This is a genomic window from Lactobacillus sp. B3795 (assembly GCF_026535805.1).
In the GTDB taxonomy this organism is placed as follows: Bacteria; Bacillota; Bacilli; order Lactobacillales; family Lactobacillaceae; genus Apilactobacillus; species Apilactobacillus kunkeei_C.
This window is the reverse complement of the sequence record NZ_JAFNPE010000015.1, coordinates 1-25,227: the sequence shown is the minus strand read 5'-3', so window position 1 is coordinate 25,227 and position 25,227 is coordinate 1. Positions and strand designations below refer to the sequence as shown.

Genomic DNA, 25,227 nt, shown 5'->3' with positions numbered 1-25,227 from the left:
TAAGGATTTTGTTTAATGAGTAATAAGTTGAACAAAACGTCAAAAAAAGAGACAGCCTCGCTGTCTCTTTTAGACGTTTTAAGGGACAAAGAAATTTTTAAGACAGAGGTCTTAGGTGGCATCACCGGATTCTTCGCAATCTCTTATATTTTGGTGGTTAACCCAATGATATTAGCTGATGCGGGGATGGATGTTCACCAGACCGTCTTTGCGACAATTATTAGTTCTGTTATCGGTTGTTTTATTATGGGATTCTACGCGAACTCCCCGGTAGTGATTACGCCAGGGATGGGTGTCAATGCATTTTTCACCTACACGATGGTGTTGAACATGGGATTGTCATACCAAGAAGCATTGACCGTTTCATTGGTATCGACGATTGCATTTGCATTAATTGCATTTAGCCGATTTACGGACATCTTACAGGGTGGGATTCCTGATTCATTGAAGTCAGCGATTACCGCCGGCATTGGTTTATTTTTAGTTGAGATTGGTCTGCAAAAGGCCGGTTTGATTCAACAAGGGAAGAATTCATTATTAACGATTGGATCATTTAAGAACCCATCGTTGCTACTAGCTATTTTTGGTTTGATTCTAACAATTGTTCTATACATTAAGGACGTGAAGGGAAATTTCTTCATTGGAATTGTGATTACTACAATTGTCGGCATCATCTTCCACATTCATGATAGTGGGGTTAAGACCACCCACTTGATTGATATCTTGCAATACCACAAGTCATTGTTTGACTTTAGTTTTGAAAACGTCTGGACGACACCGTTTATCATGGCATCATTTTCAATGACGATGATTTTGGTGTTCGAATCGATGGGATTAAATGCCGGCATCTTACCGGACATGAGAAAGTTCAAGAAGACATTTAGAAGTGTCTCGATTACTGGAATCATCTCCAGCATCTTAGGAACTAGTCCAACCGTATCAGCTGCCGAAAGTGTGGCTGGTTTTCAACTAGGGGCAAGAACAGGAATCATGTCAATTACCGCTGGAATTATGTTCTTACTTTCAACATTTTTCATTAGCTTTTTGGACTTGGTACCACAAGCAGCAATTGCCCCAGTCATCATCATTACAGGAGCTTTGATGTTATCCAACTTAAAGACGATTAACATGGATGACTTTGCTGAATGGTTCCCAGCGTTTTTAATCGTGGTATTGATTCCATTGACCGGGAGCATCTCAATTGGATTAGCGTTTGGTTTTGTAGCTTATCCAATCGTGAAAATCTTCAACGGCCAAATTCAATCAATTAGTACAATTAACTATATTTTAAGCGGGTTGTTTTTAATCAATTTGATAATGACAGCAATGCTATAGAAAAGGCGATCGAACGATCGTCTTTTTATATGTATTTTTTTGATAATCTAGTGACGAATTAGTCTAATTTTGGTTATAATGGAGAAGTATATGTTTCATGATTGTAAAAAAGATTAATATCAGTTAAAGTATAGATAGATGTGAAACAATCATGTTTCACAATAGGAGGATTTGCATGAATCCAGAAGAATTCAAGAGTCAATTAGCAAAACACAATATCGAATTGACTGACCACCAAATGCAACAATTTGCCGATTACTACGAGTTGTTAGTATCCACTAACGAACACGTTAATCTGACAACCATTGTTGATAGGGATGAAGTATATTTAAAGCATTTCTTTGATTCAATTACTCCTGCATTCTTTGCAGAAGATTTGAGAACCGAAGAATTAACCCTATGTGATGTTGGAGCCGGTGCTGGTTTCCCATCCATTCCGTTAAAAATTGTTTTTCCTAACTTAAGGGTCACCATCATTGATTCATTGAACAAACGAATCAACTTCTTGGACGAACTAGTTACTAAATTAGGATTAACCAATGTTGAATTACACCATGCCCGAGCAGAAGAATTTGGTGGTAAAAAATCTCAATATCGTGAATCATTTGATATCGCAACCGCACGTGCAGTTGCTCGAATGAGTGTGCTTGCAGAATTCTGTTTGCCACTAGTTAAGGTTGGCGGACGAATGATTGCACTAAAGGCATCAAAGGCTAAGGATGAACTATCAGACGGAAAAAGCGCGATTACTACTTTAGGTGGTAAGATGATTTCCGATGATGAATTCAATCTTCCGGTCTCAAATGATCCACGTAACATGGTCGTGTTAGAAAAAGTAAAGAACACACCAAAACAATACCCAAGAAAAGCGGGTACACCAAACAAGAAACCAATTGGTTCAAGTAATAAGTAGACTAGAGGAGGGGTTTTAATGGGACACGTTATATCATTAGCTAATCAAAAGGGTGGAGTTGGTAAGACTACTACTTCCGTTAACCTAGGTGCAGACCTTGCGACAATGGGTAAAAAGGTATTACTAATCGATGCTGATGCCCAAGGAAATGCAACTTCAGGAGTAGGTATTCAAAAATCCGACATCCAAAAAGATATTTACGATATCTTGGTTAATGAAGAACCAATCTCAGAAGCCATTATTCCTTCAAAACATGAAGGTTTAGACATTGTACCAGCAACAATTCAACTATCAGGGGCAGACATTGAATTAACTCCTCAAATGGCGAGAGAAACACGTTTATTAAATGCCCTAAAATCAGTCTCAGATCAATACGATTACGTACTAGTTGACTGTCCACCTTCATTAGGATTAATCACTGTGAACGCATTTACTGCCAGTGATTCAATCTTAATTCCAGTGCAAACCGAATACTATGCACTAGAAGGTCTAAGTCAATTATTAAACACTGTTCAATTAGTTAAGAAGCACTTTAACCCAGACCTAGACGTTGAAGGGGTTCTACTTACCATGTATGACTCACGAACTAAGTTAGGTCAACAAGTTAACGATGAAGTTCGTAAGTACTTTGGTGACAAGGTTTACGACACAATCATCACTAGAAATGTGCGTTTATCAGAAGCCCCAAGTTACGGATTACCAATCATTGATTATGATCCAAATTCAAAGGGTTCAGAATTATACATGCAATTTGCAAAGGAAGTGTTAGCTGCTCATGGTGAATAACAAAGGACTAGGTCGAGGCATTCAAGCATTGTTTGCTGATAATGATATCGACGCCAACTCAGAAGACGTATTGGAATTAGAGCTAACCAAGTTATCTCCAAATCCTTTCCAACCAAGAACGCATTTCGATACAAATGCACTTAAAGATTTAACCCGTTCGATTGAAAAATCTGGGGTATTCCAACCAATCATTGTAAGAAAGACTAGCGGCAGCAAGGACGAATACGAAATTCTTGCTGGTGAAAGACGTTACCGTGCCTCACGTATGGCAGGTAAGGAAAAGATTCCAGCGATTGTTCGCGATGCTTCTGATGAACAAATGATGGAAATCGCAGTGATGGAAAACCTTCAAAGAGAGGATTTAAATCCAATCGAAGAAGCAGAAGCTTACAACACCTTGATGACTAAGTTAGACATTACACAAGCTGAAGTATCAAAACGTTTAGGTAAATCACGTCCATACATTGCTAACTACTTACGTCTATTAGGTCTACCAACTGAAGTAAAGGACATGCTAACTAAGAACCAACTTTCAATGGGACAAGCAAGAACATTACTATCTGTTAAGAAGAAGGATGAACTAATCAAATTAGCTAAGAAGGCATACGAACAAACTATGACTGTTCGCCAACTTGAAAAGGAAATTGAAAACCTAAGTTCATCACCTAAGAAGAAAAAGAAGCCACGTCGTTCAACTAAGAAGTCACCATTCTTGCGTGCTTCTGAAAATGAACTACAAGACAAATTCCAAACATCTGTTTCAATCTCAAATAACCGTTCTAAGAAGGGTACAGGTAAGATTGAAATCAGTTACGCATCAGATGATGATTTAAACCGCATTTTGCAAATTTTAGATATTAACTTAGACTAAAAGGAGTGCTCAATATGTATTCATTAAATGATGTTGTCATGATGAAGAAAGCCCACCCATGTGGAGAGAATAGTTGGAAGATTATTCGAATGGGTGCAGACATTAAGATTGAATGTCAAAAGTGCGGCCATGTGGTTATGCTTCCACGTCGCGAATTCGAAAAGAAAATGAAAAAAGTAATTCAAAGTACACAAGAAGATTAAATCTAAAGAAAAGAGTGAATTATTAATATGTCATTAACAGCAGGAATTGTTGGTTTACCAAACGTTGGTAAATCTACATTATTTAATGCGATTACTAAAGCTGGTGCGGAAATGGCTAACTACCCATTTGCCACAATCGACCCAAACGTAGGGATGGTGGAAGTACCAGATGACAGACTTGATCGAATTCAAGAACTAATTCCAGCTAAGAAGATTGTACCTACTACCTTCGAATTTACCGATATTGCCGGTATCGTTAAGGGTGCAAGTAAGGGTGAAGGTCTTGGTAACAAGTTCCTAGAAAACATCAGACAAGTGGACGCTATCGTTCACGTTGTTCGTTCTTTTGACGATGACAACATTACCCACGTTACTGGTAAAGTTGATCCAATCGCTGATATCGAAACAATCAACTTGGAACTAGGTATCTCTGATTTAGATGCAGTTACTAAGCGTTTAGGTCGTGTTCAAAAGGCTGCTAAGGGTAAGGATGAAGATGCCCTTGCTGAATTAGCTGTCCTAGAAAAGATTAAGCCAGTCCTAGAAGCTGGTAAACCAGTGCGTTCAATCGACTTTGATGAAGATGAACAAAAGATTGTTAAGGGATTATTCCTATTAACTTCAAAACCAGTGCTATACGTTGCTAACATCTCAGAAGATGACATGGCTGATCCAGAAGGCTCAAAGTACTTCCAACTAGTTAAGGAATATGCTGCTAAGGAAAATGCTCAAGCAATCGGTATTGCTGCGGAAACTGAAGAAGAAATTGCTGAATTAGATGACGAAGACAAGGCGACTTTCTTAGAAGCCGAAGGTGTTACTGAACCAGGTCTAAACAAGCTAATTCGTGCTTCATACAACCTATTAGGTTTAGAAACATTCTTCACTGCTGGTGGTAAGGAAACTAAGGCTTGGACTTACCTAAAGGGTACCAAGGCTCCTCAAGCTGCCGGAATTATTCACTCAGACTTCGAACGTGGTTTCATCAGAGCTGAAGTTATGGCCTTTGACGACCTAGACAAACTAGGTAGCGAACAAGCCGTTAAGGAAGCTGGTAAGCTACGTGTTGAAGGTAAAGATTATGTTATGCAAGACGGTGACATTGTAAACTTCAGATTCAACGTTTAATCGGAAAGGACGACATCAATGACTGAAAAGAGAAATGCTCATGTACAACAAAACAGACATGAAGCAGAACAAAAGACTCGTCAACAATTTGATGGGATTGGTTTGACTAAACGTAATTCAGATTACATGTTTAGATTTAACAAAGAGTTAAAGAAGACCAAGTTATCAGACGAACGTAAGGTCGAAATTGTTAACCAAATGAAGGATGAATTGCTAGTTGAACAAAAACACGGTGCAACTGCGCGTAATTTATACGGTACTGTTGAAGAACGTATCAACTTCATTATGAACCCACCAAAGAAAAAGATTTCAATGATGGATAACTTTGCGCCTAATGCAATCTTTAATGCATTGTTCTTCTTCGTTATCTTTAACTTGCTATACGGAATCACTTTGATGATTCAAACTAACGCTAAGGACAAACAATCAGTCGGAATCTTATCACTTGTATTGATTTCTCTAGTATTTGGTATCTTTATGCCAATTATGACTAGATTATTGGACGGAAACGTTAAGCACAAATACAGTGGACTAGTGCGCTTTGGTTTACTAATCCTATCAGTAATTGTGTGGATTGGTGCGTTCATGGTAATTGTTTCAATTCCACAAGCAGGAATTAACATTGCCGTATCACCAATTGTTAACTTTATTTTAGCTGCAATCTCAGCATTCACAGCGTTCTGGATTCACAAAAACTACGAAATTACAGTTAATGTGATGACACCTAGAACACCAAATCGAAGATAAAAATAAATGTCAGTGAAAATTAAATTTGATTTTCTCTGGCATTTTTTGTATATTAGACATTAAAAAATAAATAGATAGGGGTTTTATGATTATGGATAATTGGAACACAAAGTTTGCCAAAAAGGGATTAACATTTGATGACGTATTGCTTATTCCAGCAGAAAGTCACGTTTTACCTAATGATGTGGATACTTCAGTTCGTTTATCAGATGATGTTAAGCTAAACGTACCATTTTTAAGTGCAAGTATGGATACTGTTACAACCTCAGATATGGCGATTGCCATGGCTGAAGTTGGTGGATTAGGTGTAATTCACAAGAACATGATTATCGATGATCAAGCCGCAGAAGTTAAGAAGGTCAAAGCAGTAGAAAAGACCGACAAAACCCCTAACGCAGCAGTTGATGCTAATAACCATTTATTATGTGCCGCCGCTGTTGGTGTTACATCAGATACATTCAAACGTGTGGAAGCTTTGTTTGCCGCTGGTGCTGACGCTATTATTATTGATACAGCTCATGGTCACTCTGCAGGAGTTATCAGAAAAGTAAAAGAAATCAAAGCCAAGTATGCTGAAAAGACTATCATCGCTGGTAACGTTGCTACAGGACAAGCAACTAACGATTTATTCGAAGCCGGTGTTGACGTAGTTAAAGTTGGTATTGGCCCTGGTTCAATTTGTACCACTAGAATTATCGCCGGTGTTGGTGTTCCTCAACTAACTGCTGTATACGATGCAGCTGAAGTTGCTAGAAAATGGGGCAAGCCAATCATCGCCGATGGTGGTATCAAGTACTCTGGTGATGCTGCTAAAGCAATCGCTGCCGGTGGTAACGCTGTAATGCTTGGAAGTATGTTATCAGGAACTGACGAAGCTCCTGGTGAAATCTTCGAAGAAAATGGAATTAAGTATAAAGCATACCGTGGAATGGGAAGTGTTGGAGCCATGCAACATGGTTCAGCTGACCGTTACTTCCAAGGTGAAGTAAACGAAGCTAACAAGCTAGTTCCAGAAGGTATCGAAGCTCGTGTTGAATACAAGGGTTCAGCTAAAGACGTTGTATTCCAAATGGTTGGTGGTCTAAGAGCAGCCATGGGATACACTGGATCAAAGGATATTCAAGCAATGAACGATGACGCTCAATTCGTCCAAATCACTAGTGCAGGGCTAATTGAATCACATCCTCATGATGTCCAAATCACAAAGGATGCACCAAATTATAAATAAAATGTTAAAAATATTAAAAGATGCTAATTTTTAGCGTCTTTTTTATTTACATTTATATAACAAATCTTTATATTGTGTTAATATTAGACTATATAAACGAAAAGAAAGAAGGCGTCTCAATGAAAGTTCTAGTAGTAGACGATGATCAAGAAATTGCTGAATTATTAAAGATTTACATACGAAACGAAGGATACGAAACAGTCATTGTAAATGACGGGGAAGCCGCCCTAACTGAATTAAGAAAAAATAGTGATATTGGACTTATGATTCTAGACATTATGATGCCAAAAATGTCTGGTTTTGAAGTATTAAAACGAGTAAGAAGAGAAATTAGTTTACCAATCATGATTCTATCTGCCAAGACAGAAGACATCGATAAGATTGAGGGACTTGTTGGTGGTGCTGATGACTACATAACAAAACCATTTAATCCACTTGAAGTAATGGCTCGAATGCACTCAATTTTAAGAAGATACACTGACAAGGTTGTCGTCGGGGAACCTGAAGTACTAAACGTCGCTACTTTGACTATTAACCGTGAATCACACGAAGTTAAGACTAGTGATGGCAAGTCCATTCAATTAACTGCAATTGAATTTGGTATTTTATACTTATTAGCAAGTCATCCTGGTCGTGTATACTCTGCCAATGAAATCTTTGAACGAGTATGGCGTCAAGAAAGTATTATTTCTGCTAAGACCGTTATGGTTCACGTAAGTCACTTGCGCGATAAGTTAGAGGAAGCTACAGATGGTAAGAAGATTATCGAAACTGTCTGGGGAGTAGGATACAGAATCAATGAAGAATAATAGTAAATCAATTAAGTTAACACATAAGGAACGAATTGGATTAGTTACTGATGCTATTCTAACTAGTTTGTTTATATTGTTAGTTAATTTCTTGGTTTTCTTTGCAACAGAGGTGTATTACACAACCCATCCGGATTGGCGTAACCAGTTAATCCGCTTTGGTAACTCTTTAATTGCAGGAAATCATATCCAACTATGGAGTTGGAGCAATGGATTTGTAGTTATGATTGCCGCATTGGATATGTTTGTGTTGTATATTCGTTTGTTCATGCATTATAAACGTATTCAAGAGCAACATATTATTAACGATTTGCACTATATTGCGGATGGTAATTTCGATTACACAATCCCATATAAGCTAATCGGTGATGATCAACGAATCGTTGAAAGTATTAATGTATTAGTTAATAACGTTATTCACTCAATGTCTGAAGAACTAAAGACTGAAAGATCAAAGGATGAGTTAATCTCAAACGTTTCTCATGATATCAGAACACCTTTGACTTCCATCATTGGTTACTTAGGTTTGATTGAAAACAAACAATACACAAGTGAAGAAGATTTGGCTAAGTATGTTCATATTGCCTATTCAAAGGCAAGACAAATGAAGACTTTAGCTGATGATTTATTTGAATACACAAAAATTACTGATAAAGATTACAGTAAGCTAAACACTAGAAAGATTGAAATGAAGGCAATGATTGATCAAATCGCTGCTGGATTTGATTTAGAAATGGCCGAAAAGGATATGCAAATGCATAGTAAGACCAACTTCGATAAGTTAGTGATCGATGGTAGCCCAACCGACTTGGCTCGAGCTATTAATAATCTAATCAATAACGCCTTGAAGTACGGTCATGACGGTCACAACATTTATGTTGAAGGTTTCCGTGTCAATGAAAAGGAATTAGAAATCAAGGTTTCTAACGATGGTGAAAAGATTCCTGAAGAATCAATTAAACACGTTTTTGATCGTTTTTATCGTGTCGAAAACTCACGTAACAAGTCAACTGGAGGAACCGGTCTTGGATTAGCAATCGTATACGAGGTGGTGAATATCCATGGTGGTTACTGTTCAGTGGCATCTAATGATGAATTAACAACGTTTACTCTCCATCTACCAATCAAACATGGTGATAAGTTAACACCTAATAAACATGAGGAAGGGCAACAGGAGGTTATCGATAATGCAAAGTAAGCTTGTTCCCAAGCTTAGTATTGCTTTAATTGCATTAGTTATATTCATTACAATGCCTTTAACAGCAAGTGCTCAAACAACTAAGGCTACCAAGGCCACTACTACAACTACTGCTGATTCCAACACCTCAAAGGCTGTTGCGATTGAACGCAGTAAGGAATTAGGCCAACAGGTCGATAAATTATTAAGTAATAATCAACCACTAACACTGACTGCTAAGTCTGCAATTGCGATTGATTACCAAACTGGCCAAGTGTTGTATGCTAAAAATATTAATGAATCACTACCAACAGCTTCAATGAGTAAGCTGCTAACTTTATATGTTACTTTGAAGTACATTAAAGAAGGTAAGATTCATTGGGATGACAAAGTAAAGATTAATAAGGCACTCCATAATTTAAGTGTTAATCGTAACTACGCCAACGTAAAACTACGTTTGGGTCATTCATACACAATCAGACAACTTTACCAAACCGCCATCTATTCAGAAAATGCCGCAACCATGGCATTGGGATACGGTGTCGCGGGTAGTACACAAAAGTTTGCCTTACTAATGCGTAAGGAAGCTAAGAAGATTGGGATTACCGATGCCAAGATTTATACTGCCTGTGGTTTAACCAACGGTGAAGTTGGCTCGCTTGGTTTTAAAGGTGTCTCAGCTGATGCAGAAAACAAACTATCAGCTCGTGATATGGCGCTATTAGCAATGAAGATTTTGAAATACTACCCAGATATTTTAAAGACAACTTCAGCTAATACCACCAAGTTTGACGGACAAACGATGCTAAATTGGAACTGGATGATTAAGGGGAGAAGCCAAGAGCTACCTGACATCAAGGTTGATGGTCTAAAGACTGGAACATCTGATACCGCTAAGGCCTGCTTTACAGGTACTGCGGTTAAGAACGGTCATCGTATCATCACCGTTGTGATGGGAGTTCCTAACGCTGGACAATACGATCCAGCTCGTTTCATTCAGACCAGAAAGCTTATGAAGTACGTCTATGCTAAGTATCACTACGTTAAGCTATCTCATGGTCAAACCGTTAAGGACGCCACTAACGGTAGAAGTACCGGTAAGATTAATGTTGAAAACGGTAAGGACGACTCAGTTGATTTAGCCGTTTCAACTACGCAAGGTGTTTGGTTAACTAAGAAACAAAAATTAAATATTAAAGATATTAAGTCAACTGGTAAATATGCTGATGGATCCAGCGTTGATGCCGGATTCGATAAGGGCGATAAAATTGCCACTGCAAAAGTTTCTAATGTGAAATATATGAAGGGTGTATCCAACCGCATTGATTTAATTGCTAATCATGATGGATATAAACCTAACATTTTCGGGAGAGCATGGAGATGGATTGCCAGTTTATTCTAAAAAAGAGTTATCAAAATGATAACTCTTTTTTTATTGCGAAAATTGAACAAACAGTATATTCACTGTGTTTATAGTAATAAAATGATGATGTTTTATTAAAATTATGTAAATAAGTTAGATAAAATAAACTATTTTGCGTTATAATAATAGGTAAAGTTTGATTTTTATCTGACTGTTTATAAATCGTTGAAAATTAAGACCTATTGTTTTTAAACGGGGGAATATTATTTGACAAAGCAAGTACCAAATCCAAATGAACCGCGTTGGCTAACCAACTTGAAGACGGCAATGCCTTTGAATATTAGCTACGTTCCCATTGGAATTGCATGTGGTATTTTACTTCATGCAGCTGGATTTAATACTTTATTAACAGCTTTAGTATCATTGATGGTTTTCTCTGGTGGTGCGCAATTCTTGATTGCTTCCATGTTAACCATTAACTCACCATTATTATCAATTGTAATTATGATGTTTTTCCTAGAGTTGAGATATGCATTATTAGGATCCAGTATTTCTAAATATTTACAAGGTAAGTCATTTTGGTTTACTGTGTTATTTGCAGTTTCATTAAATGATGAAACATACGCTGTAAATTATTTGAAATTATCAACTGATAAGAAGTTTACTGCTCAAGATGCATTGCAAATTGAACACTATGCTCTGGTTGTGTGGACAATTAGTACCATTATTGGTAGTTTAGTTGGCTCGTCACTTTCAATTAACCTAACAGTTGTTCATTTTGCGCTAACTGCATTATTTATTTATATGATCGTTATGCAAATGAAGTCATTACTAAAAGTGTTAATTATTCTATTAACAATTGTATTGGCAATTGCATTCATGTTATTGATGAAATCCACTTTAGGATTAGTCGTTTCAACTCTGTTAGCTTCATTCATTGGATTCTTCGTTGAATCATGGATTAGAAGCCATTACGAAAAGTACAAGAAGAATCGCTTGCTTCGCTTATTTAAGAACCCAGCGGGAACCCCTGAAGATAAGTTTGATGAAGAAGAAGAAGAGACTGAATAACTTTAAAAACGGATTAGGAGATATTCTATGGAATGGAATTCAACTCAACATTTTTGGTTGATTATATTATGTTTTGTGGTTGCTTTTATCCCTAGATTCGTCCCACTAGCTTTCTTTAGAACAAGAAAGATTCCTAAGTGGTTTAACGAATGGATGGGTTACATACCTATTGCCTTATTTACCTCGTTGGTTGTTAAGGACTTATGTATCACATCATCATATACCTTATCGGTATCAGGAAAAGCACCCGAACTAGTAGCTGCCTTAATCGTGTTTATTATTGCTTATTGGACAAGATCAATGGCGCTATCAGTTATTTTGGGATTAGCTGCTGTGTTAGTATTAGCAGTATTTATTTAAATTAAGAATAAAATAAAAGCACTGGTCGATTGACCAGTGCTTTTTTAGTTTTGTTTTATACGATATGCATCTTCATATCATCGTCTTTTACCTTATGACACGCCTTTAATATCTTTAGTATGGTTATTGAGATAATTGAAGGCATCACAATGCCTAATACAACATAGATTGCTAGTTTAGATAGACTTTGACTAGCGAAGGTTAGGGGAACGATTAATGAATTGGTCCCCAGACCGGCTAATTTGTATGTTGTGGAAAAATGGAATAATAACGTGCCAATTGGGGCGACAATCGCCGATGACACCATTCCAGGAATCAGAATATACGGATTCTTGGTGATGTTTCCGAATTGCACCTTGGGGGTAATTAAACCTTGGGCAATGTTTGCACCAGGACGGTTTACTCTAAATGACATTACCGTGTATGAAACGTATTGGGCGGTAGTCCCGAGTAGTGCCGATCCAGAAGATAGCGGATCTAACATGACCGCAATCGCTAATGCCGCTGACGATGCTGGCGTCATTAAGAAGACTGACCAGACTAAAGCGACGGTAATTGAACCGACGATTGGATTTACAATCATGCTTTTGGCAATTACTTGTGATACCCATACTAAAGCAGGGGTTGTGATTGCTGCTAATCCTAACGCAATTATTGATCCCAGCATTGTTGCAGAAAAGGGTACTAAGAACATATCCAATGGTGTTTTCCCTGATAGGTGCTTACCGATAAGTGTAGCGATAATAGCACCACCTAAAGCACTAATTGGTTGTCCAATCATAAATACTGATGACCCGGTAGGCTGAGATAGCAAATGACCTGTCGCTGTGACGGCGTTGATTGTTTTTTCAGTGAAGAAAACGTTGTTGGCACCAACCGTTGCGGCAATCATCGAGCTAAACATAACCAATGTGTTGGTCTTTAGCTGATGAGCAACGGCAGCACCGATAGCGGGGGCCATTAGGACCTGGTCAATTACACCAATCTGGTATAGTGCGGACCAGTGTACTAAGTTGGCGATGGCAACTATCAACATTCCGATACCCAGCGTAACAAAAATTGCGTTTGAGACGCCACTTACTACCAAAAAGACATTTTCTTTGACGGAAGACAAAGGCTTTACCATATCAATTTGTGGGGCGTCTTTTTTTGCTACATCAATCATTTGAATCCACTCCCTTATATAGAAAACTAAGTTCTACCGGGCCGCAAATATACTAAAAAGCACTAGCGATAACCGCCAGTACTTTTTTTAATGATTAGACAAGGTCGATTTTCATGTCGTCATTTTTGATTTTATGAGCAGCCTTTAGAACTTTAACAAGTACCACTGAAATTACAGCTGGTACAACTACACCCAAGACTACGTAGACAGCTAGTTTTGGCATACTTTCAGAAGCAAGGGTAATTGGAGCAATTAGTGAGTTCAAACCTAATCCAGCAATCTTGTATGATACTGAGAAATGAAATACTAATGTTCCAACTGGACCGATAACTGCAGCAGAGACGATACCAGGAATTGCGATGTATGGATTTTTGGTAATGTTACCAAATTGAACCTTTGGAGTAATCAAACCTTGGGCAATATTTGCACCTGGCTTGTTTACTCGATATGACATCACTGTGTATGATACGAATTGTGCTGTTGTTCCTAATAATGCAGCGCCTGATGATAATGGATCCAACATAACGGCAATTGCTAATGCAGCTGATGAAGCAGGGGTCATTAGAAACATTGCCCATACGACAGAAATTACTAATCCACCAACGAATGGGTTAATAACCATTGTCTTGGCAATTACTCCTGATAACCATACAAGTGCAGGGGTAGTGACTGTTGCAAAGCCTAAGGCCGCAACACATCCTACAAATGTAGCTGCAAATGGTACTAAGAACATATCCAAAGGTGTTTTTCCGGTTAAGTATTTACCAATAATTGTGGCGACAACTGCGCCACCTAATGCACTAACAGGTTGACCGATCATGAAGACGGCAGAACCTGCTGGTTGAGGTAATACGTGTCCGGTTGCAGTAACTGCATTCGTCACAGCAGAAGTGAAGAATACGTTGTTTGCACCAACCGTAGCGGCAATCATTGAACTAAATAACACCAAGGTATTAGTCTTTAATTGTGAGGCAACGGCAGCACCGATGGCGGGGGCCATTAAGTATTGGCAAATTAATCCAATTTCGGCTAAAGCTGTCCAGTGGACAAAGTTGGCAATAGCACCTAATAATAAACCAACACCTAGTGTGACTAAAATCGCGTTAGACACCCCATTGAACACTAAATATACACTATCCTTAAACCCAGATTTTACTTCAACGTGCGCAAGATTCGCGGCGTTCATCTGAGGTGAATCGTCTTTTGTTGCATTTATCATATTGAATCAACTCCCTTACTTAAAAAAGTATTTGTATTTAAAAATTAAAATTAGATTAGAAACTAATTAAAATTTTTATAATTAAACCATAATTCAGGAATAAAAGTCAAGACAATTAAAAGAAAAAACATCGGTGAAATTTTTTCACCGATGTTTTTTAATAGATTTTTTCAATTATTTATACATGTAATCTCTAGTGATTGGTAGTACTTGTCCTGAAGGACCCTTTGAGATTAAGTATTGCATAACATCAATGTTACCGGCCTTGAATGAACCAGCACATGTCTTAAGGTATAAGTCCCACATTCTTAAGAAGCGTTCGTCATCACCCATAACTTCTTTAACTTCATCAATGTGATCGTTAAAGTTCTTGTCCCAGTGTTCCAATGTGTATTGGTAGTGTCTTCTTAATGATTCTAAGTCATAAATTTGAAGACCATTGTTGATGATGTGATCTAGGTTTTCAGTCATACCTGGAACATATCCACCAGGGAAGATGTACTTGTTAATCCAACCATTGTAGGCTCCACCTTGTTGTCTAGTAATTCCGTGAATTAAGGCAACACCATGTTCCTTTAGGTATTTGTTGATGCATGAGAAGTATTCGTTTAAGTTTTCTTTACCAACGTGTTCAAACATACCAACTGAAGTGATGTAATCAAAATGTTCATCACCTAGTTGACGGTAATCTTGTAAGCGAACTTCAGCTTGATCTTGTAAACCAAATTTTTCAATTTGTGCGTTTACGTAATCGCATTGTTCTTGACTTAAAGTAACACCGACTACGTTTAGTCCGTATTCTTTAGCAGCAGTTAGCATTAATGTACCCCAACCACAACCGATGTCTAGTAGGGTACGACCTGGCTTAGGATTTAGTTTCTTGATAATGTGGTGTACTTTTTGCATTTGAGCATCGTACAAGTCATCGTCAGGATTTTCAAAGTAAGCACATGAATAGGTCATTGTCTTATCTAACCAAATCTTGTAGAAGTCATTACCAATATCGTAGTGACTTTGAATGTCCTTCTTACTAGTGGACTCGTTATGATTTTGCTTAGGTAGGAAATTAATGTATTTATGGTCACGAATAAAACTAGTTGATTTTTGGTAAGCAGAAACGATTAAGTCTTCAATACTTCCGTCAACATCGATTTTTCCGTCCATGTAAGCTTCTCCCAATGCGATAGAAGCATTCTTTCTAATATCCTTGATCGGAATTGGTTCTTTCATAGTGATGGTAGCCTTAGGTTCGCCTTCACCATATTTTTCAGATTTGCCGTCCCAATAATTTACTTGGATTGGTTCATTAAATCCGTGTTTAAAAAATGTTTTAAAAAAAGTTTTTTCAAACATGAGAACAGTCCTTTCTTTATTAATAAAACCACGACACCATTATACTCTTATGAGGGTACTTTATGTAAGTAAAGACACCGACTAATTTCATTATTTTTTATAGTGTAAAATGTTATAATTAGAACATAACTAAATAGCGGGGTGAATTATGAAACTGTGGGATAAATTTTTAGCCAACGTTAAATTAAGACGCTGGTGTGTATTGATTTTTATAATCTTTGTTTTATATCTAATGCGCTCAATGATGAGTATGTTACTACTAACCTTTATCTTCTCATTGCTAGTCACCAAGTGGGTTGGCTTCGTTAGAAGATACATCAAGATTCCAGCACCTATCTTAGTCATTTTGACTTATCTACTATTTATTGCTGGGGTAGTAAGTGCGGTTGCAATTTACTCACCGGTAATTTACGACCAAGCTGTTACAGCATCAAAACACATTATTGATTTCTATGAAGATCCAAATAACCTTCATGGTACTACCCAGATTAAAGACATGATTGTTCAGTTCATCCACCGTTCTAACTTCTTAAGTGAAGTGAAGGGGAGCTTCTCAATTATTCTTCAATATGTATCTAGCGTAGGCCAAATGGGGGTAACATTCTTCTTATCTCTAATCTTGAGTTTCTTCTTTACATTAGAAGAAAAATCAATGGGTGAGTTTAGTAAGCGCTTCTTGGATGCAGAATTTTCATGGTTCTTTCAAGACGTCTACTACTTTGCTAAGACATTTACCAAGACATTTGGGGTAGTGTTAGAAGCACAATTCTTGATTGCGCTATTTAACACCATCTTTACCACCTTAATTATGGCATTCATGGGAATTCCACAATTGGTTATTCTATCAATTATGATCTTCTTCCTAAGTTTAGTGCCAGTTGCTGGTGTAATCATTTCATTGGTACCTTTATCAATTGTGGGATATTCTGTGGGTGGATTGAAGTACATCATTTACCTAATTATTATGATTGCTGTAGTTCACTTCCTAGAAGCATACATTTTGAATCCAAAGTTAATGTCTTCTAGAACAGAGTTGCCAATTTTCTATACATTTTGTGCCTTACTAATTGGTGAAGAAATCTTCGGAACATGGGGACTAATTGTCTCGGTACCAATCTTAGCCTTCTTCCTAGAAATTTTAGGAGTGAAGGGTGAAAACAAAAAGACAATAAATATAAAGAGAATTGTCAAATAGGATGTAAATTTTCTACTTTTGATGTAAAATAGTATTGTTGATTTAAGAAATAGAAAGGGGTTTTCGACCTATGTCAAAACTTGTATTAATCCGTCACGGACAAAGTCAATGGAACCTTTCAAACCAATTCACTGGTTGGGAAGACGTTGATTTAAGCGATAAGGGTGTAGAAGAAGCTAAAGAAGCTGGTAAATTAGTTAAGAAGGCAGGACTAGAATTTGATTACGCATACACTTCAGTTCTAACTCGTGCTATCAAGACTTTACACTACGCCTTAGAAGAATCAGACCAACTATGGGTACCTGAAACTAAGACTTGGAGACTAAACGAACGTCATTACGGTCGTCTACAAGGTCTAAACAAGAAAGAAACTGCTGAAAAGTACGGAGACGAACAAGTTCACATTTGGCGTCGTTCATACGACACACTACCTCCACTATTGAGTGCAGATGACGAAGGTTCAGCTGTAAACGACCGTCGTTACAAGGACTTAGATCCTAACTTAATCCCTGGTGGTGAAAACCTAAAGGTTACTCTAGAACGTGTTATGCCTCTATGGGCTGACGAAATTGCTCCTAAGCTATTAGACGGCAAGAACGTTATCATCGCTGCACACGGTAACTCACTACGTGCATTAAGCAAGTACATTGAAAGAATCTCTGATGACGACATCATGGATCTTGAAATGAAGACTGGTGAACCTGTAGTTTACGAATTCAACGATAAACTAGAAGTTCAAAACAAGACTAAATTAGACAAGTAATAATTAAAAAAGAAGTCCTCTCTTGAGGGCTTTTTTATTTTCTTAAAAAGAGTGCTAAAAAAACCATACGATTAATTCGTATGGCTTTTTGTTTTAGTTAGCTTTTCTTTAAGAACCATTCTCTAATACTTGGCCAACTGTTTGTATTAATAATCATTCTTGGTGTGTAGATTGGATCAGTGTGATCTCCGTTACCGTGGTTGTAAACAGTACCGGAATCTAGTGTACCAACCCATCCTAGGTGAGGTTGTCTTGCCAAGAATTGTGAAATTCTAGGAGTACCACCACCGTAAGGGTAGGCGAATGAATCGGCATAAATACCAGTGTGTGCTTTTAGCACTTCTCTAGATTTAACGAAGTCTTTTGTAAATCGATCGTAGTTCTTAGGTAGGTTAAACACCGGAATTAGGTTTGAAGTAAGGTAATGCATGTTGTTAGTGTGAACACCAATTGTCATTAGGTTACCAGCTTCTCTTCTAGCGTAGTGGATTTGTGACCATGTTGCTAGTTGAGTACCTTCACGATATCTACCGGTGTTACCAGTGATAATGAAGGTTGTGAATGGGTAGTTGTACTTCTTCATGATTGGAATCGCGTTATCAATAGTGGTTCTATCGATATCATCAAATGTTAGTACAGCGTACTTACCTTTGATAGGCTTCTTTGAATTGGTCATCTTAACCATTTCATCACCTGAGATAACCTTGATATTGTGCTTATGTAGGAATTCCATTTGTTCTTTGAATTCATTAGCAGGAACATCAAAGTCATGAAGTTGTGAGTTTGTTGATAGGGTTCTTGAAACGTTAACCCCTAGGTTGTTCTTTAGGATACGATGGTAACAAAATACCAAGATACCGTTTTTAGCTTTTTCTTCTTGCTTAGTTAATCCGTAGTATTCACTACTACCTTTATCGTATTCAACAGATCTGTGAATAGTAAATGACATAATGACGAACAAAATGATTGCTAGAATAATAACAATAATCTTACGTTGTTTTCTTGTCATTTTTTTATTCTTATTTGACATCTTTGTTTAACCTCCGTAAGTAAACTAATCTAAACGTTGAGTATATTGCAGTGATAATGATTAATCCAGCAATTGCAATTAATAGTTTGATGTATAAATCGTAGTTTAGGTTTAATAATAGGTAGAAACTAACGAAATCATCACTGTAAAAACCAAATAGAAACGCGAAGTTTACGACTAAAACAAAGGCAACATAAATCCATAAAGCAGTGAATAGAATAAAGTGAACTAAACGTCTTAATGGACTAATGCGCTTTCTAATTACGAATGTTTCGTAATCTTTTCTCAAATCTTTCTTCATAATTATTTTACCCCCCGGTCTGGACTACTCCAGGTACCTACATTTTCAGGATCTAGGAAGAATGAAACTAAAGCCAAGATACATGAAATTAAGTTGACCATCCAGTAGTAAACAATGTAAGCAGGAATCAATAGTAAATCGACGAAGCTTAGTAGGGCGGTTTCGTGTGAACCGTAGAAACCGATGAAGAATTGTAAGATACTGACGATGATAAGTACTAATAAGACGTCACCATCTAATTGAACTTCATGGATTAATAATAGGTTGAAGAAATAAGAGATAGTACTTAATGCGGTTAAAACAGCCCAAGTACTACTAATAATTGTTTCATACATTAAAGCTTTTTGAGTAATTGAACCGTGTAGTAGAAGATCCTTGTTCTTAGCGATAACTTCCATACCACCACGAGCCCAACGACGACGTTGTTTGATTAAGTTTCTAGTGTTTTCTGGAACTAGAATCCAACAAATTGCAGAAGGTTGGTAGCTAACGCTCCAGCCCTTACGGTACATTCTCCAGGTAATATCAATATCTTCGGTAATAACATCAGTGTGCCATCCACCTACGTCTTCTAGTGCTTCGCGTCTGAAACCAACGATAACACCAGAAACAGTATTGATACGTCCGTATAGGTATGATTGAGCTTTCTTGATAATATCGATAACACCGATGTATTCAAGAAGTTGTAAACGACCTAAAACAGTAGTTCTATTTCTAACAACTGGCTTACCAGCAACGGCACCAAGTTTTGGATTAGTCTTAAGTGTTTTAACTAGTTCAGTTACTGAGTTTCTTGCTAGTAGGGAGTCTGAATCAATACCAACAATGTATTTTCCTTCCGCAACCTTAAAACCTTCGTTCATTGCGTTAGCCTTACCTTGGTTGACGGCAATTGGAACGACTTTGATTTTGAATTGATTAGCGTATTGCTTTTGTAACTTGTACATAATATCTAATGTATCGTCGTCACTTTTGTCATCAATTAACACGACTTCGAAGTTCTTGTAGTCAATGTTTGAAATTGCTGAAATCGCTTCGTTTAACGTATCACTTTCGTTATGAGCGGGAACTAGAATTGAAACTAGTTCAGATCCATCCACTTTAGCGAATTTTTCAGAGCGGTGGTAGATGTTACAATATAGCGCCCCGACAATCCAAATTGCTGACACAACAATTGGATACCCGATAATGAAATCGTTAATAATATCTAAAAACCACATTATAAATGAATTCCTCCTTTAAGGACCACTAAATAAGATATTAGAATACAATAAGATATTTTAGCGTTTGTTCATATGTATGACTGTAAAAACCATATATTTATCATACCTTAATTATAAATTAAAATTCCTAATATATCAAAGCTATGAGCCTCAATTGTTTCAATATTATTACAAATAAAAAATGAATTCCATACTTGGAATTCATTTTTAGTTTTTCTTAATAATTTGGGCTTCTAAATCACCGTCATAGTCGACAAAGTAGATGTGTTTTTCTGGGTCATCTTTTAGTGGTCCCATGTCGATTGCGGGACGCTCATCAATCATGTCAATGCAGTTAAAACGCTGTTTTGCGATTCTGTGTAATAGACTTCCTGTTCTATCAAAAACTTTAGCTTTCTCTGCTGCCTTAGCAAGGGTATATCCTGAGTTCAAAAATGATTTAATTAGCTCTACCTTAATAATTGATGAATAAGGGTAACGATGACTCTTGTTTTTATCACATTTTTGACAGTGAATGTATCCTTTTTGTTCCCAATATCTAATCTTGCTTTGTGGCACATTGCAGGTTCTAGACAATCCACCAATGCCGATTGACAAGTCAAGATCTTGCATTAACTTATGAATACGACTGGAGTAGTCTTCAATGTCTTCCTTAGTATATTTTTCTTCCACTGTGTCACATCCTTTTCTTCTTAAATTTTCTTAAGTGATGTTACATAATCAATAATTATTATATATTTTTTAATATCTTTGTCAAATTTGTTGACAAAGAAAAATGCCAGATGTATATTAGTTATTGTCGAAATTTATAGAGAAAACAAAATATTAATGAAAAGGGGTTAGATTATGAATGTAGATGCAAACGGTAAATCATACAACAAGATCATGCTTGTTGTGATTTTATTGGTTGGTACTTTCTGTACTATTTTAAATCAAACAATTTTAGCAACTGCGTTTCCTACATTAATGAAGGATTTTGACATTAACACTTCAACTGTTCAATGGTTAACTTCCGGATTTATGTTAGTAAACGGGATTGCAATCCCAGTTAGTGCATGGTTATCAAACCGTGTTAATACTAAATGGTTATACTTAGGAGCAATGTCAATTTTTGAAGCAGGTACTGTTATTGCTTTCTTTGCTCCTAACTTTGGTACTTTGTTAGCAGCTCGTTTAATTCAAGCTCTTGGTGTTGGTGTTACAATGCCATTGCTACAAACTATCATGCTTAGAATCTTCCCACCTGAAAAACGTGGTGCTGCCATGGGACTATCCGGTGTTGTTATCGGATTAGCTCCTGCGATTGGACCTACATTATCAGGTTGGATTTTAATTAACTACTCATGGCGTGATTTATTTGGAATCATTATTCCAATCGTCGCTATTGTGATTCTATTAGGTCTATACTACATGCGTCCAATTCTACCTACTAATAAGGAAAAGATTGATGTATTGTCATTAATTCTTTCAACTATTGGTTTTGGTAGTGCACTATACGGTTTCTCAGAAGTTGGTACTGATGGATGGGGTAGCGCAACTGTTATCTCTACATTAATTATCGGTGCAATCTTCATCGTATTATTTGTATGGCGTCAATTAGTAATGGAAAAACCATTCCTAGACGTTAAGGTATTCAAGTCAGCTAAGTTCTCAATTGCAACTATCCTATCATCAATTACTATGATGGCTTTAGTTGGTTTTGAAATGGTTCTACCTTTATACCTACAAATTGTTCGTGGTATGAACGCTTTCCATTCAGGACTAAGTCTATTACTTGGTGCTTTAATGATGGGGGTTGTTTCTCCATTCGCCGGTGCTATCTTTGATAAGCACGGAGCTAAGAAGCTAATTACCACTGGTCTAATTCTATTGTTCTTCGGTACATTGCCATTCGCATACATTACTGAAAACACTGGGATTGCCTACATTATTATTTTATATGCAGTTAGAACATTCGGTATGGCTCTTGTAATGATGCCTTCAACTACTTACGGTATGAACGCATTGCCTGATGACAAGATCAACCACGGTACTGCTGTTAACAATACTGTAAGACAAGTTGGGGCTGCCATTGCCACAGCCGTATTGGTTTCAATTTTATCAAACGTAACTACAAGCAACATGCCTGCTAAGTCACTATTAAAACTAGATCCATTGGCTTACAAGGATTCAGCAATTAACGCTACTTTAAGTGGTTACCACGCTGCATTCTGGGTAGCTGCATTCTTCATCGTAGTTGGATTCATCGCTAGCTTCTGGCTACATGACAACAAAAAAGGGGGTAAATAAATAATGATTTTATTTGTACTATGCATTTCTGCATTCCTATTCTTTATTTGTTTTAACCTATTAACTAGCAACAAGGTATTGCACGCAATTACTTCTATTGTATTTGCTGTTCTATTTATCCTTTCAACTTTCTTCATTACTATTAACTTCCATGATCACTATGGGATGCATAAAGTTAGCCACGAAACTTCAACTAAGTTAGTTTCAAGTTCTGACAAGGGCATGAACATGTTACTTTACCAACCAATCGGTACTTCAGGTAAAGACAAAGTCGTTATTTACCGTACTGATGAAAAGGCAACTAAGCCATCACACACTGGTACTGATAAGGTAGAAAACAAGATTATTACTATTAATAGTGATAAGGCTAAGTTAGTAACTAAGACTGTTAAATATGAATACAACTCAAGTGCTAATCGCCTATGGTTTGGTTTGGCACAAAAGCCAACTAGAGTAAAAACAATCAATTACTTCTATGTTCCAAAGAGCTGGATGACTTTAACAGTTAACCAAGCAAAACAATTGCCAACAATTATCAAAGAAATTAGTGGATCAAACACTGCTGCTCAAGCCCAAATGAAGATGGCGGCTGAACAATACGTTCAAGCTCAAGTGAAGGCAGCAATGATGAAGAACCCTAAGATGACAGGTGCACAACAAAAAGCACTAGTTAAGAAAGCAACTGCTGAATTCACTAAGAAAGCACAAGCTGAAGCACTTCAAAAGATGATGCCTGAAATCAAGCAAAAGCTAAGCCAAGTTAAATAGTGTTGACTTTTATTTCTTTGCTGATTATTATGATAGTATCTATTAAATATAAAGCTAAGAAGTAGTTACCAGTATTTAATGCGATTTGTGTATTCAGAAACCTAGTGGGAATGCGAACTAGGCAAACGCGTTGAAGAATTACACCTACGGAGCTTTCCATTATTGGACGAGTCATTTCGTTATAAATGATTGAAAGAGATCGTACATTAGTACGATAACTTGGGTGGTAACGCGGATTAACAAAAAAACATTTCGTCCCTGACAATTTATTTGTCAGGGACTTTTTTATTAGGAGGAAGAAACATGGACATTATCGATGATTTACAATGGCGTGGCGCCATTAATCAACAAACTGATGCTGAAGGCCTAAAGAAAGAAGTAAACGAAAAGAAAATTGGTCTATACGCAGGAATTGACCCAACTGGTGACAGTATGCACGTTGGACACTTAATTCCATTCATGATTTTGAAGAGATTCCAACTAGCTGGATACAAGCCAGTTATTCTAATTGGTGGAGCTACTGGTTCAATCGGTGACCCATCAGGTAAGAAGGCTGAAAGAAAGCTACAAAGTATGGAACAAGTTAAGCACAATGAAGAATGCCTAACTAACCAAATGAAGAGTTTGTTTGGTGAAGATGGTAAGTTCCAAATTGTTAACAACTACGACTGGACTTCAAAACTATCACTATTAGACTTCCTTCGTATTTACGGTAAACGTTTCAACGTTAACACTATGTTAAACAAGGAAATCGTTTCAAGCCGTCTAGAAACTGGTATCTCATACACTGAATTTACTTACCAAATTCTACAAGCAATGGACTTCGAACACCTATACAAAAACAATGGTGTTGAACTACAAATCGGTGGTGCTGATCAATGGGGTAACATCACTGGTGGTATCGAACTAATCCATAAGACCCAAGGTGCAGATGCTAAGGCCTTTGGTTTAACTATTCCATTAATGCTTAAGGCAGATGGTACCAAGTTTGGTAAGACTGAGGGTGGAGCTGTATGGTTAGATCCAGAAAAGACTACACCTTACGAATTCTACCAATTCTGGATTAACACAGATGATAGGGATGTAATCAAATACTTGAAGTACTTCACTTTCCTAAATAAGGAAGAAATCGAAGAACTAGAAGAACAAGTGAAGAACGAACCATGGAAGAGAGTTGCTCAACGTCGTTTAGCTGAAGAAGTAACTGAATTCGTTCATGGTAAGGATGCTGTGGTAGAAGCACAAAACATTACTGAAGCATTATTCTCAGGAAACGTTCAAGACCTAACTACTGATGAAGTAGAAACCGGATTCAAGAACATGCCTTCTGTTGAAGTTAGTTCAGACAAGAAGAACATTGTTGAATGGTTAGCAGACGATACTTCAATCGAACCATCAAGAAGACAAGCTAGAGAAGATGTAAGCAACGGAGCTATCCGTATCAATGGAGAAAAGGTTGACGATGTTGATTTTGAAATCGACCCAAGTACTTCATTTGACGGTAAGTTCGTCGTTGTTAGAAGAGGTAAGAAGAAGTACTTCTTAGCTAGAATTAAATAGTAATATGATCGTTTAAAAGTAGATTGATTAATTCAATCTACTTTTTTTAATTTATTTGCTGAGAAGTGTTGACTTTATAAGGTTTACCTGGCATAATATTATTTGTTGTTGAGAGAGGTAATCAAAAATGATTACAAATCAACAACGATTAATTTTTCAAAACATGTTGACACGATGTCATTAATTTGATATTATAAATGAGTTGCGTTATTGATATGACGCAAACGTCATTAAAAAAAGTTGTTGACACGGCTTTGGTAAGATGATATGATTAATAAGTTGTCAATTGAGACAGCAAGTTAATAAAAGGTAGATCTTTGAAAACTGAACAAGATTGATAATCGATGATGTGTAAGGAACTTACAACTTG

25 protein-coding genes are annotated in these 25,227 nt (G+C 37.0%); 18 read left to right on the top strand and 7 right to left on the bottom strand.

All coding sequences use genetic code 11. The annotated features are described in order from the left end of the window. Positions 1-15 precede the first annotated feature (15 nt). From J3U50_RS06485 to J3U50_RS06425, 13 genes are all read left to right on the top strand, one after another. Positions 16-1,335: an NCS2 family permease gene (locus tag J3U50_RS06485; protein ID WP_301945869.1), complete on the top strand. Its 1,320-nt coding sequence runs from the start codon at positions 16-18 to the stop codon at positions 1,333-1,335. 175 nt (positions 1,336-1,510) lie between these two features. After that, entirely contained in the window at positions 1,511-2,248 is a 738-nt protein-coding gene (gene rsmG / locus J3U50_RS06480) for a 16S rRNA (guanine(527)-N(7))-methyltransferase RsmG (RefSeq protein WP_301945868.1), read from the top strand. Positions 2,249-2,266: 18 nt separating this feature from the next. Further along, positions 2,267-3,034 carry a ParA family protein gene (locus J3U50_RS06475; protein WP_034535006.1) on the top strand — a complete coding sequence of 256 codons (768 nt, stop codon included), beginning with the start codon at positions 2,267-2,269 and terminating at the stop codon, positions 3,032-3,034. Continuing rightward, positions 3,024-3,905: a ParB/RepB/Spo0J family partition protein gene (locus J3U50_RS06470; protein WP_034532676.1), complete on the top strand. Its 882-nt coding sequence runs from the start codon at positions 3,024-3,026 to the stop codon at positions 3,903-3,905. Before J3U50_RS06475 ends, J3U50_RS06470 begins: the two co-directional genes overlap by 11 nt. Before the next feature lie 14 nt (positions 3,906-3,919). After that, positions 3,920-4,108, top strand: a complete 189-nt coding sequence (locus tag J3U50_RS06465) for a DUF951 domain-containing protein (RefSeq protein WP_034532678.1) — start codon at positions 3,920-3,922, stop codon at positions 4,106-4,108. A gap of 27 nt (positions 4,109-4,135) precedes the next feature. Continuing rightward, a complete protein-coding gene (ychF, locus tag J3U50_RS06460) occupies positions 4,136-5,236 on the top strand; it encodes a redox-regulated ATPase YchF (protein WP_034535011.1) in 1,101 nt (366 codons plus the stop codon). A gap of 18 nt (positions 5,237-5,254) precedes the next feature. Continuing rightward, positions 5,255-5,983, top strand: coding sequence for a DUF1129 family protein (locus tag J3U50_RS06455; protein ID WP_301945867.1), 729 nt, complete (start codon positions 5,255-5,257; stop codon positions 5,981-5,983). 91 nt (positions 5,984-6,074) lie between these two features. Beyond that, the gene (locus J3U50_RS06450; RefSeq protein WP_301945866.1) at positions 6,075-7,211 is read left to right on the top strand and encodes an IMP dehydrogenase; all 1,137 of its coding nucleotides are present in this window, start codon (positions 6,075-6,077) and stop codon (positions 7,209-7,211) included. Positions 7,212-7,330: 119 nt separating this feature from the next. Continuing rightward, positions 7,331-8,020: a response regulator transcription factor gene (locus J3U50_RS06445; RefSeq protein ID WP_034532684.1), complete on the top strand. Its 690-nt coding sequence runs from the start codon at positions 7,331-7,333 to the stop codon at positions 8,018-8,020. Then, the gene (locus J3U50_RS06440) at positions 8,010-9,218 is read left to right on the top strand and encodes a cell wall metabolism sensor histidine kinase WalK (RefSeq protein WP_301945865.1); all 1,209 of its coding nucleotides are present in this window, start codon (positions 8,010-8,012) and stop codon (positions 9,216-9,218) included. Before J3U50_RS06445 ends, J3U50_RS06440 begins: the two co-directional genes overlap by 11 nt. Continuing rightward, entirely contained in the window at positions 9,208-10,599 is a 1,392-nt protein-coding gene (locus J3U50_RS06435; protein WP_301945864.1) for a D-alanyl-D-alanine carboxypeptidase family protein, read from the top strand. The genes J3U50_RS06440 and J3U50_RS06435 overlap by 11 nt, the downstream gene beginning before the upstream one ends. A gap of 288 nt (positions 10,600-10,887) precedes the next feature. Next, positions 10,888-11,631, top strand: a complete 744-nt coding sequence (locus J3U50_RS06430) for an AzlC family ABC transporter permease (RefSeq protein ID WP_301945980.1) — start codon at positions 10,888-10,890, stop codon at positions 11,629-11,631. 27 nt (positions 11,632-11,658) lie between these two features. Next, positions 11,659-11,991 carry an AzlD domain-containing protein gene (locus tag J3U50_RS06425; RefSeq protein ID WP_034532687.1) on the top strand — a complete coding sequence of 111 codons (333 nt, stop codon included), beginning with the start codon at positions 11,659-11,661 and terminating at the stop codon, positions 11,989-11,991. Between the two features lie 55 nt (positions 11,992-12,046). Here the strand turns inward: J3U50_RS06425 and J3U50_RS06420 are convergent, their stop codons facing one another. From J3U50_RS06420 to J3U50_RS06410, 3 genes are all read right to left on the bottom strand, one after another. Next, complete coding sequence (locus tag J3U50_RS06420) at positions 12,047-13,117, bottom strand: PTS transporter subunit IIC (protein ID WP_301945979.1); 1,071 nt, start codon at positions 13,115-13,117, stop codon at positions 12,047-12,049. Between the two features lie 133 nt (positions 13,118-13,250). Beyond that, positions 13,251-14,342: a PTS transporter subunit IIC gene (locus tag J3U50_RS06415; protein ID WP_301945978.1), complete on the bottom strand. Its 1,092-nt coding sequence runs from the start codon at positions 14,340-14,342 to the stop codon at positions 13,251-13,253. 207 nt (positions 14,343-14,549) lie between these two features. Then, a complete protein-coding gene (locus J3U50_RS06410; protein ID WP_301945863.1) occupies positions 14,550-15,728 on the bottom strand; it encodes a cyclopropane-fatty-acyl-phospholipid synthase family protein in 1,179 nt (392 codons plus the stop codon). Positions 15,729-15,876: 148 nt separating this feature from the next. On the opposite strand from J3U50_RS06410, the gene J3U50_RS06405 reads away from it, so the two are divergent. Both J3U50_RS06405 and J3U50_RS06400 read left to right on the top strand, forming a co-directional pair. After that, on the top strand, positions 15,877-16,923 hold the full coding sequence (locus tag J3U50_RS06405) for an AI-2E family transporter (RefSeq protein ID WP_081034481.1): 1,047 nt from the start codon (positions 15,877-15,879) through the stop codon (positions 16,921-16,923). A gap of 70 nt (positions 16,924-16,993) precedes the next feature. Next, a complete protein-coding gene (locus tag J3U50_RS06400; protein ID WP_034532690.1) occupies positions 16,994-17,686 on the top strand; it encodes a 2,3-diphosphoglycerate-dependent phosphoglycerate mutase in 693 nt (230 codons plus the stop codon). A gap of 97 nt (positions 17,687-17,783) precedes the next feature. On the opposite strand, the gene J3U50_RS06395 is transcribed toward J3U50_RS06400, so the two are convergent. The 4 genes from J3U50_RS06395 to J3U50_RS06380 form a co-directional block, all read right to left on the bottom strand. Next, entirely contained in the window at positions 17,784-18,716 is a 933-nt protein-coding gene (locus J3U50_RS06395; RefSeq protein ID WP_301945862.1) for a polysaccharide deacetylase family protein, read from the bottom strand. Further along, complete coding sequence (locus J3U50_RS06390) at positions 18,706-19,017, bottom strand: hypothetical protein (RefSeq protein ID WP_034532692.1); 312 nt, start codon at positions 19,015-19,017, stop codon at positions 18,706-18,708. The genes J3U50_RS06395 and J3U50_RS06390 overlap by 11 nt, the downstream gene beginning before the upstream one ends. A 2-nt stretch (positions 19,018-19,019) precedes the next feature. After that, positions 19,020-20,237: a glycosyltransferase gene (locus tag J3U50_RS06385; protein ID WP_301945861.1), complete on the bottom strand. Its 1,218-nt coding sequence runs from the start codon at positions 20,235-20,237 to the stop codon at positions 19,020-19,022. 210 nt (positions 20,238-20,447) lie between these two features. Beyond that, positions 20,448-20,912, bottom strand: a complete 465-nt coding sequence (locus J3U50_RS06380; RefSeq protein WP_301945860.1) for a MerR family transcriptional regulator — start codon at positions 20,910-20,912, stop codon at positions 20,448-20,450. Positions 20,913-21,086: 174 nt separating this feature from the next. On the opposite strand from J3U50_RS06380, the gene J3U50_RS06375 reads away from it, so the two are divergent. From J3U50_RS06375 to tyrS, 3 genes are all read left to right on the top strand, one after another. Further along, entirely contained in the window at positions 21,087-22,529 is a 1,443-nt protein-coding gene (locus tag J3U50_RS06375) for an MDR family MFS transporter (RefSeq protein ID WP_301945859.1), read from the top strand. Between the two features lie 3 nt (positions 22,530-22,532). Further along, positions 22,533-23,297, top strand: a complete 765-nt coding sequence (locus tag J3U50_RS06370; RefSeq protein WP_301945858.1) for a DUF4811 domain-containing protein — start codon at positions 22,533-22,535, stop codon at positions 23,295-23,297. A 303-nt stretch (positions 23,298-23,600) separates the two neighbouring features. Then, a complete protein-coding gene (gene tyrS / locus J3U50_RS06365; RefSeq protein WP_301945857.1) occupies positions 23,601-24,857 on the top strand; it encodes a tyrosine--tRNA ligase in 1,257 nt (418 codons plus the stop codon). Positions 24,858-25,227 lie beyond the last annotated feature (370 nt).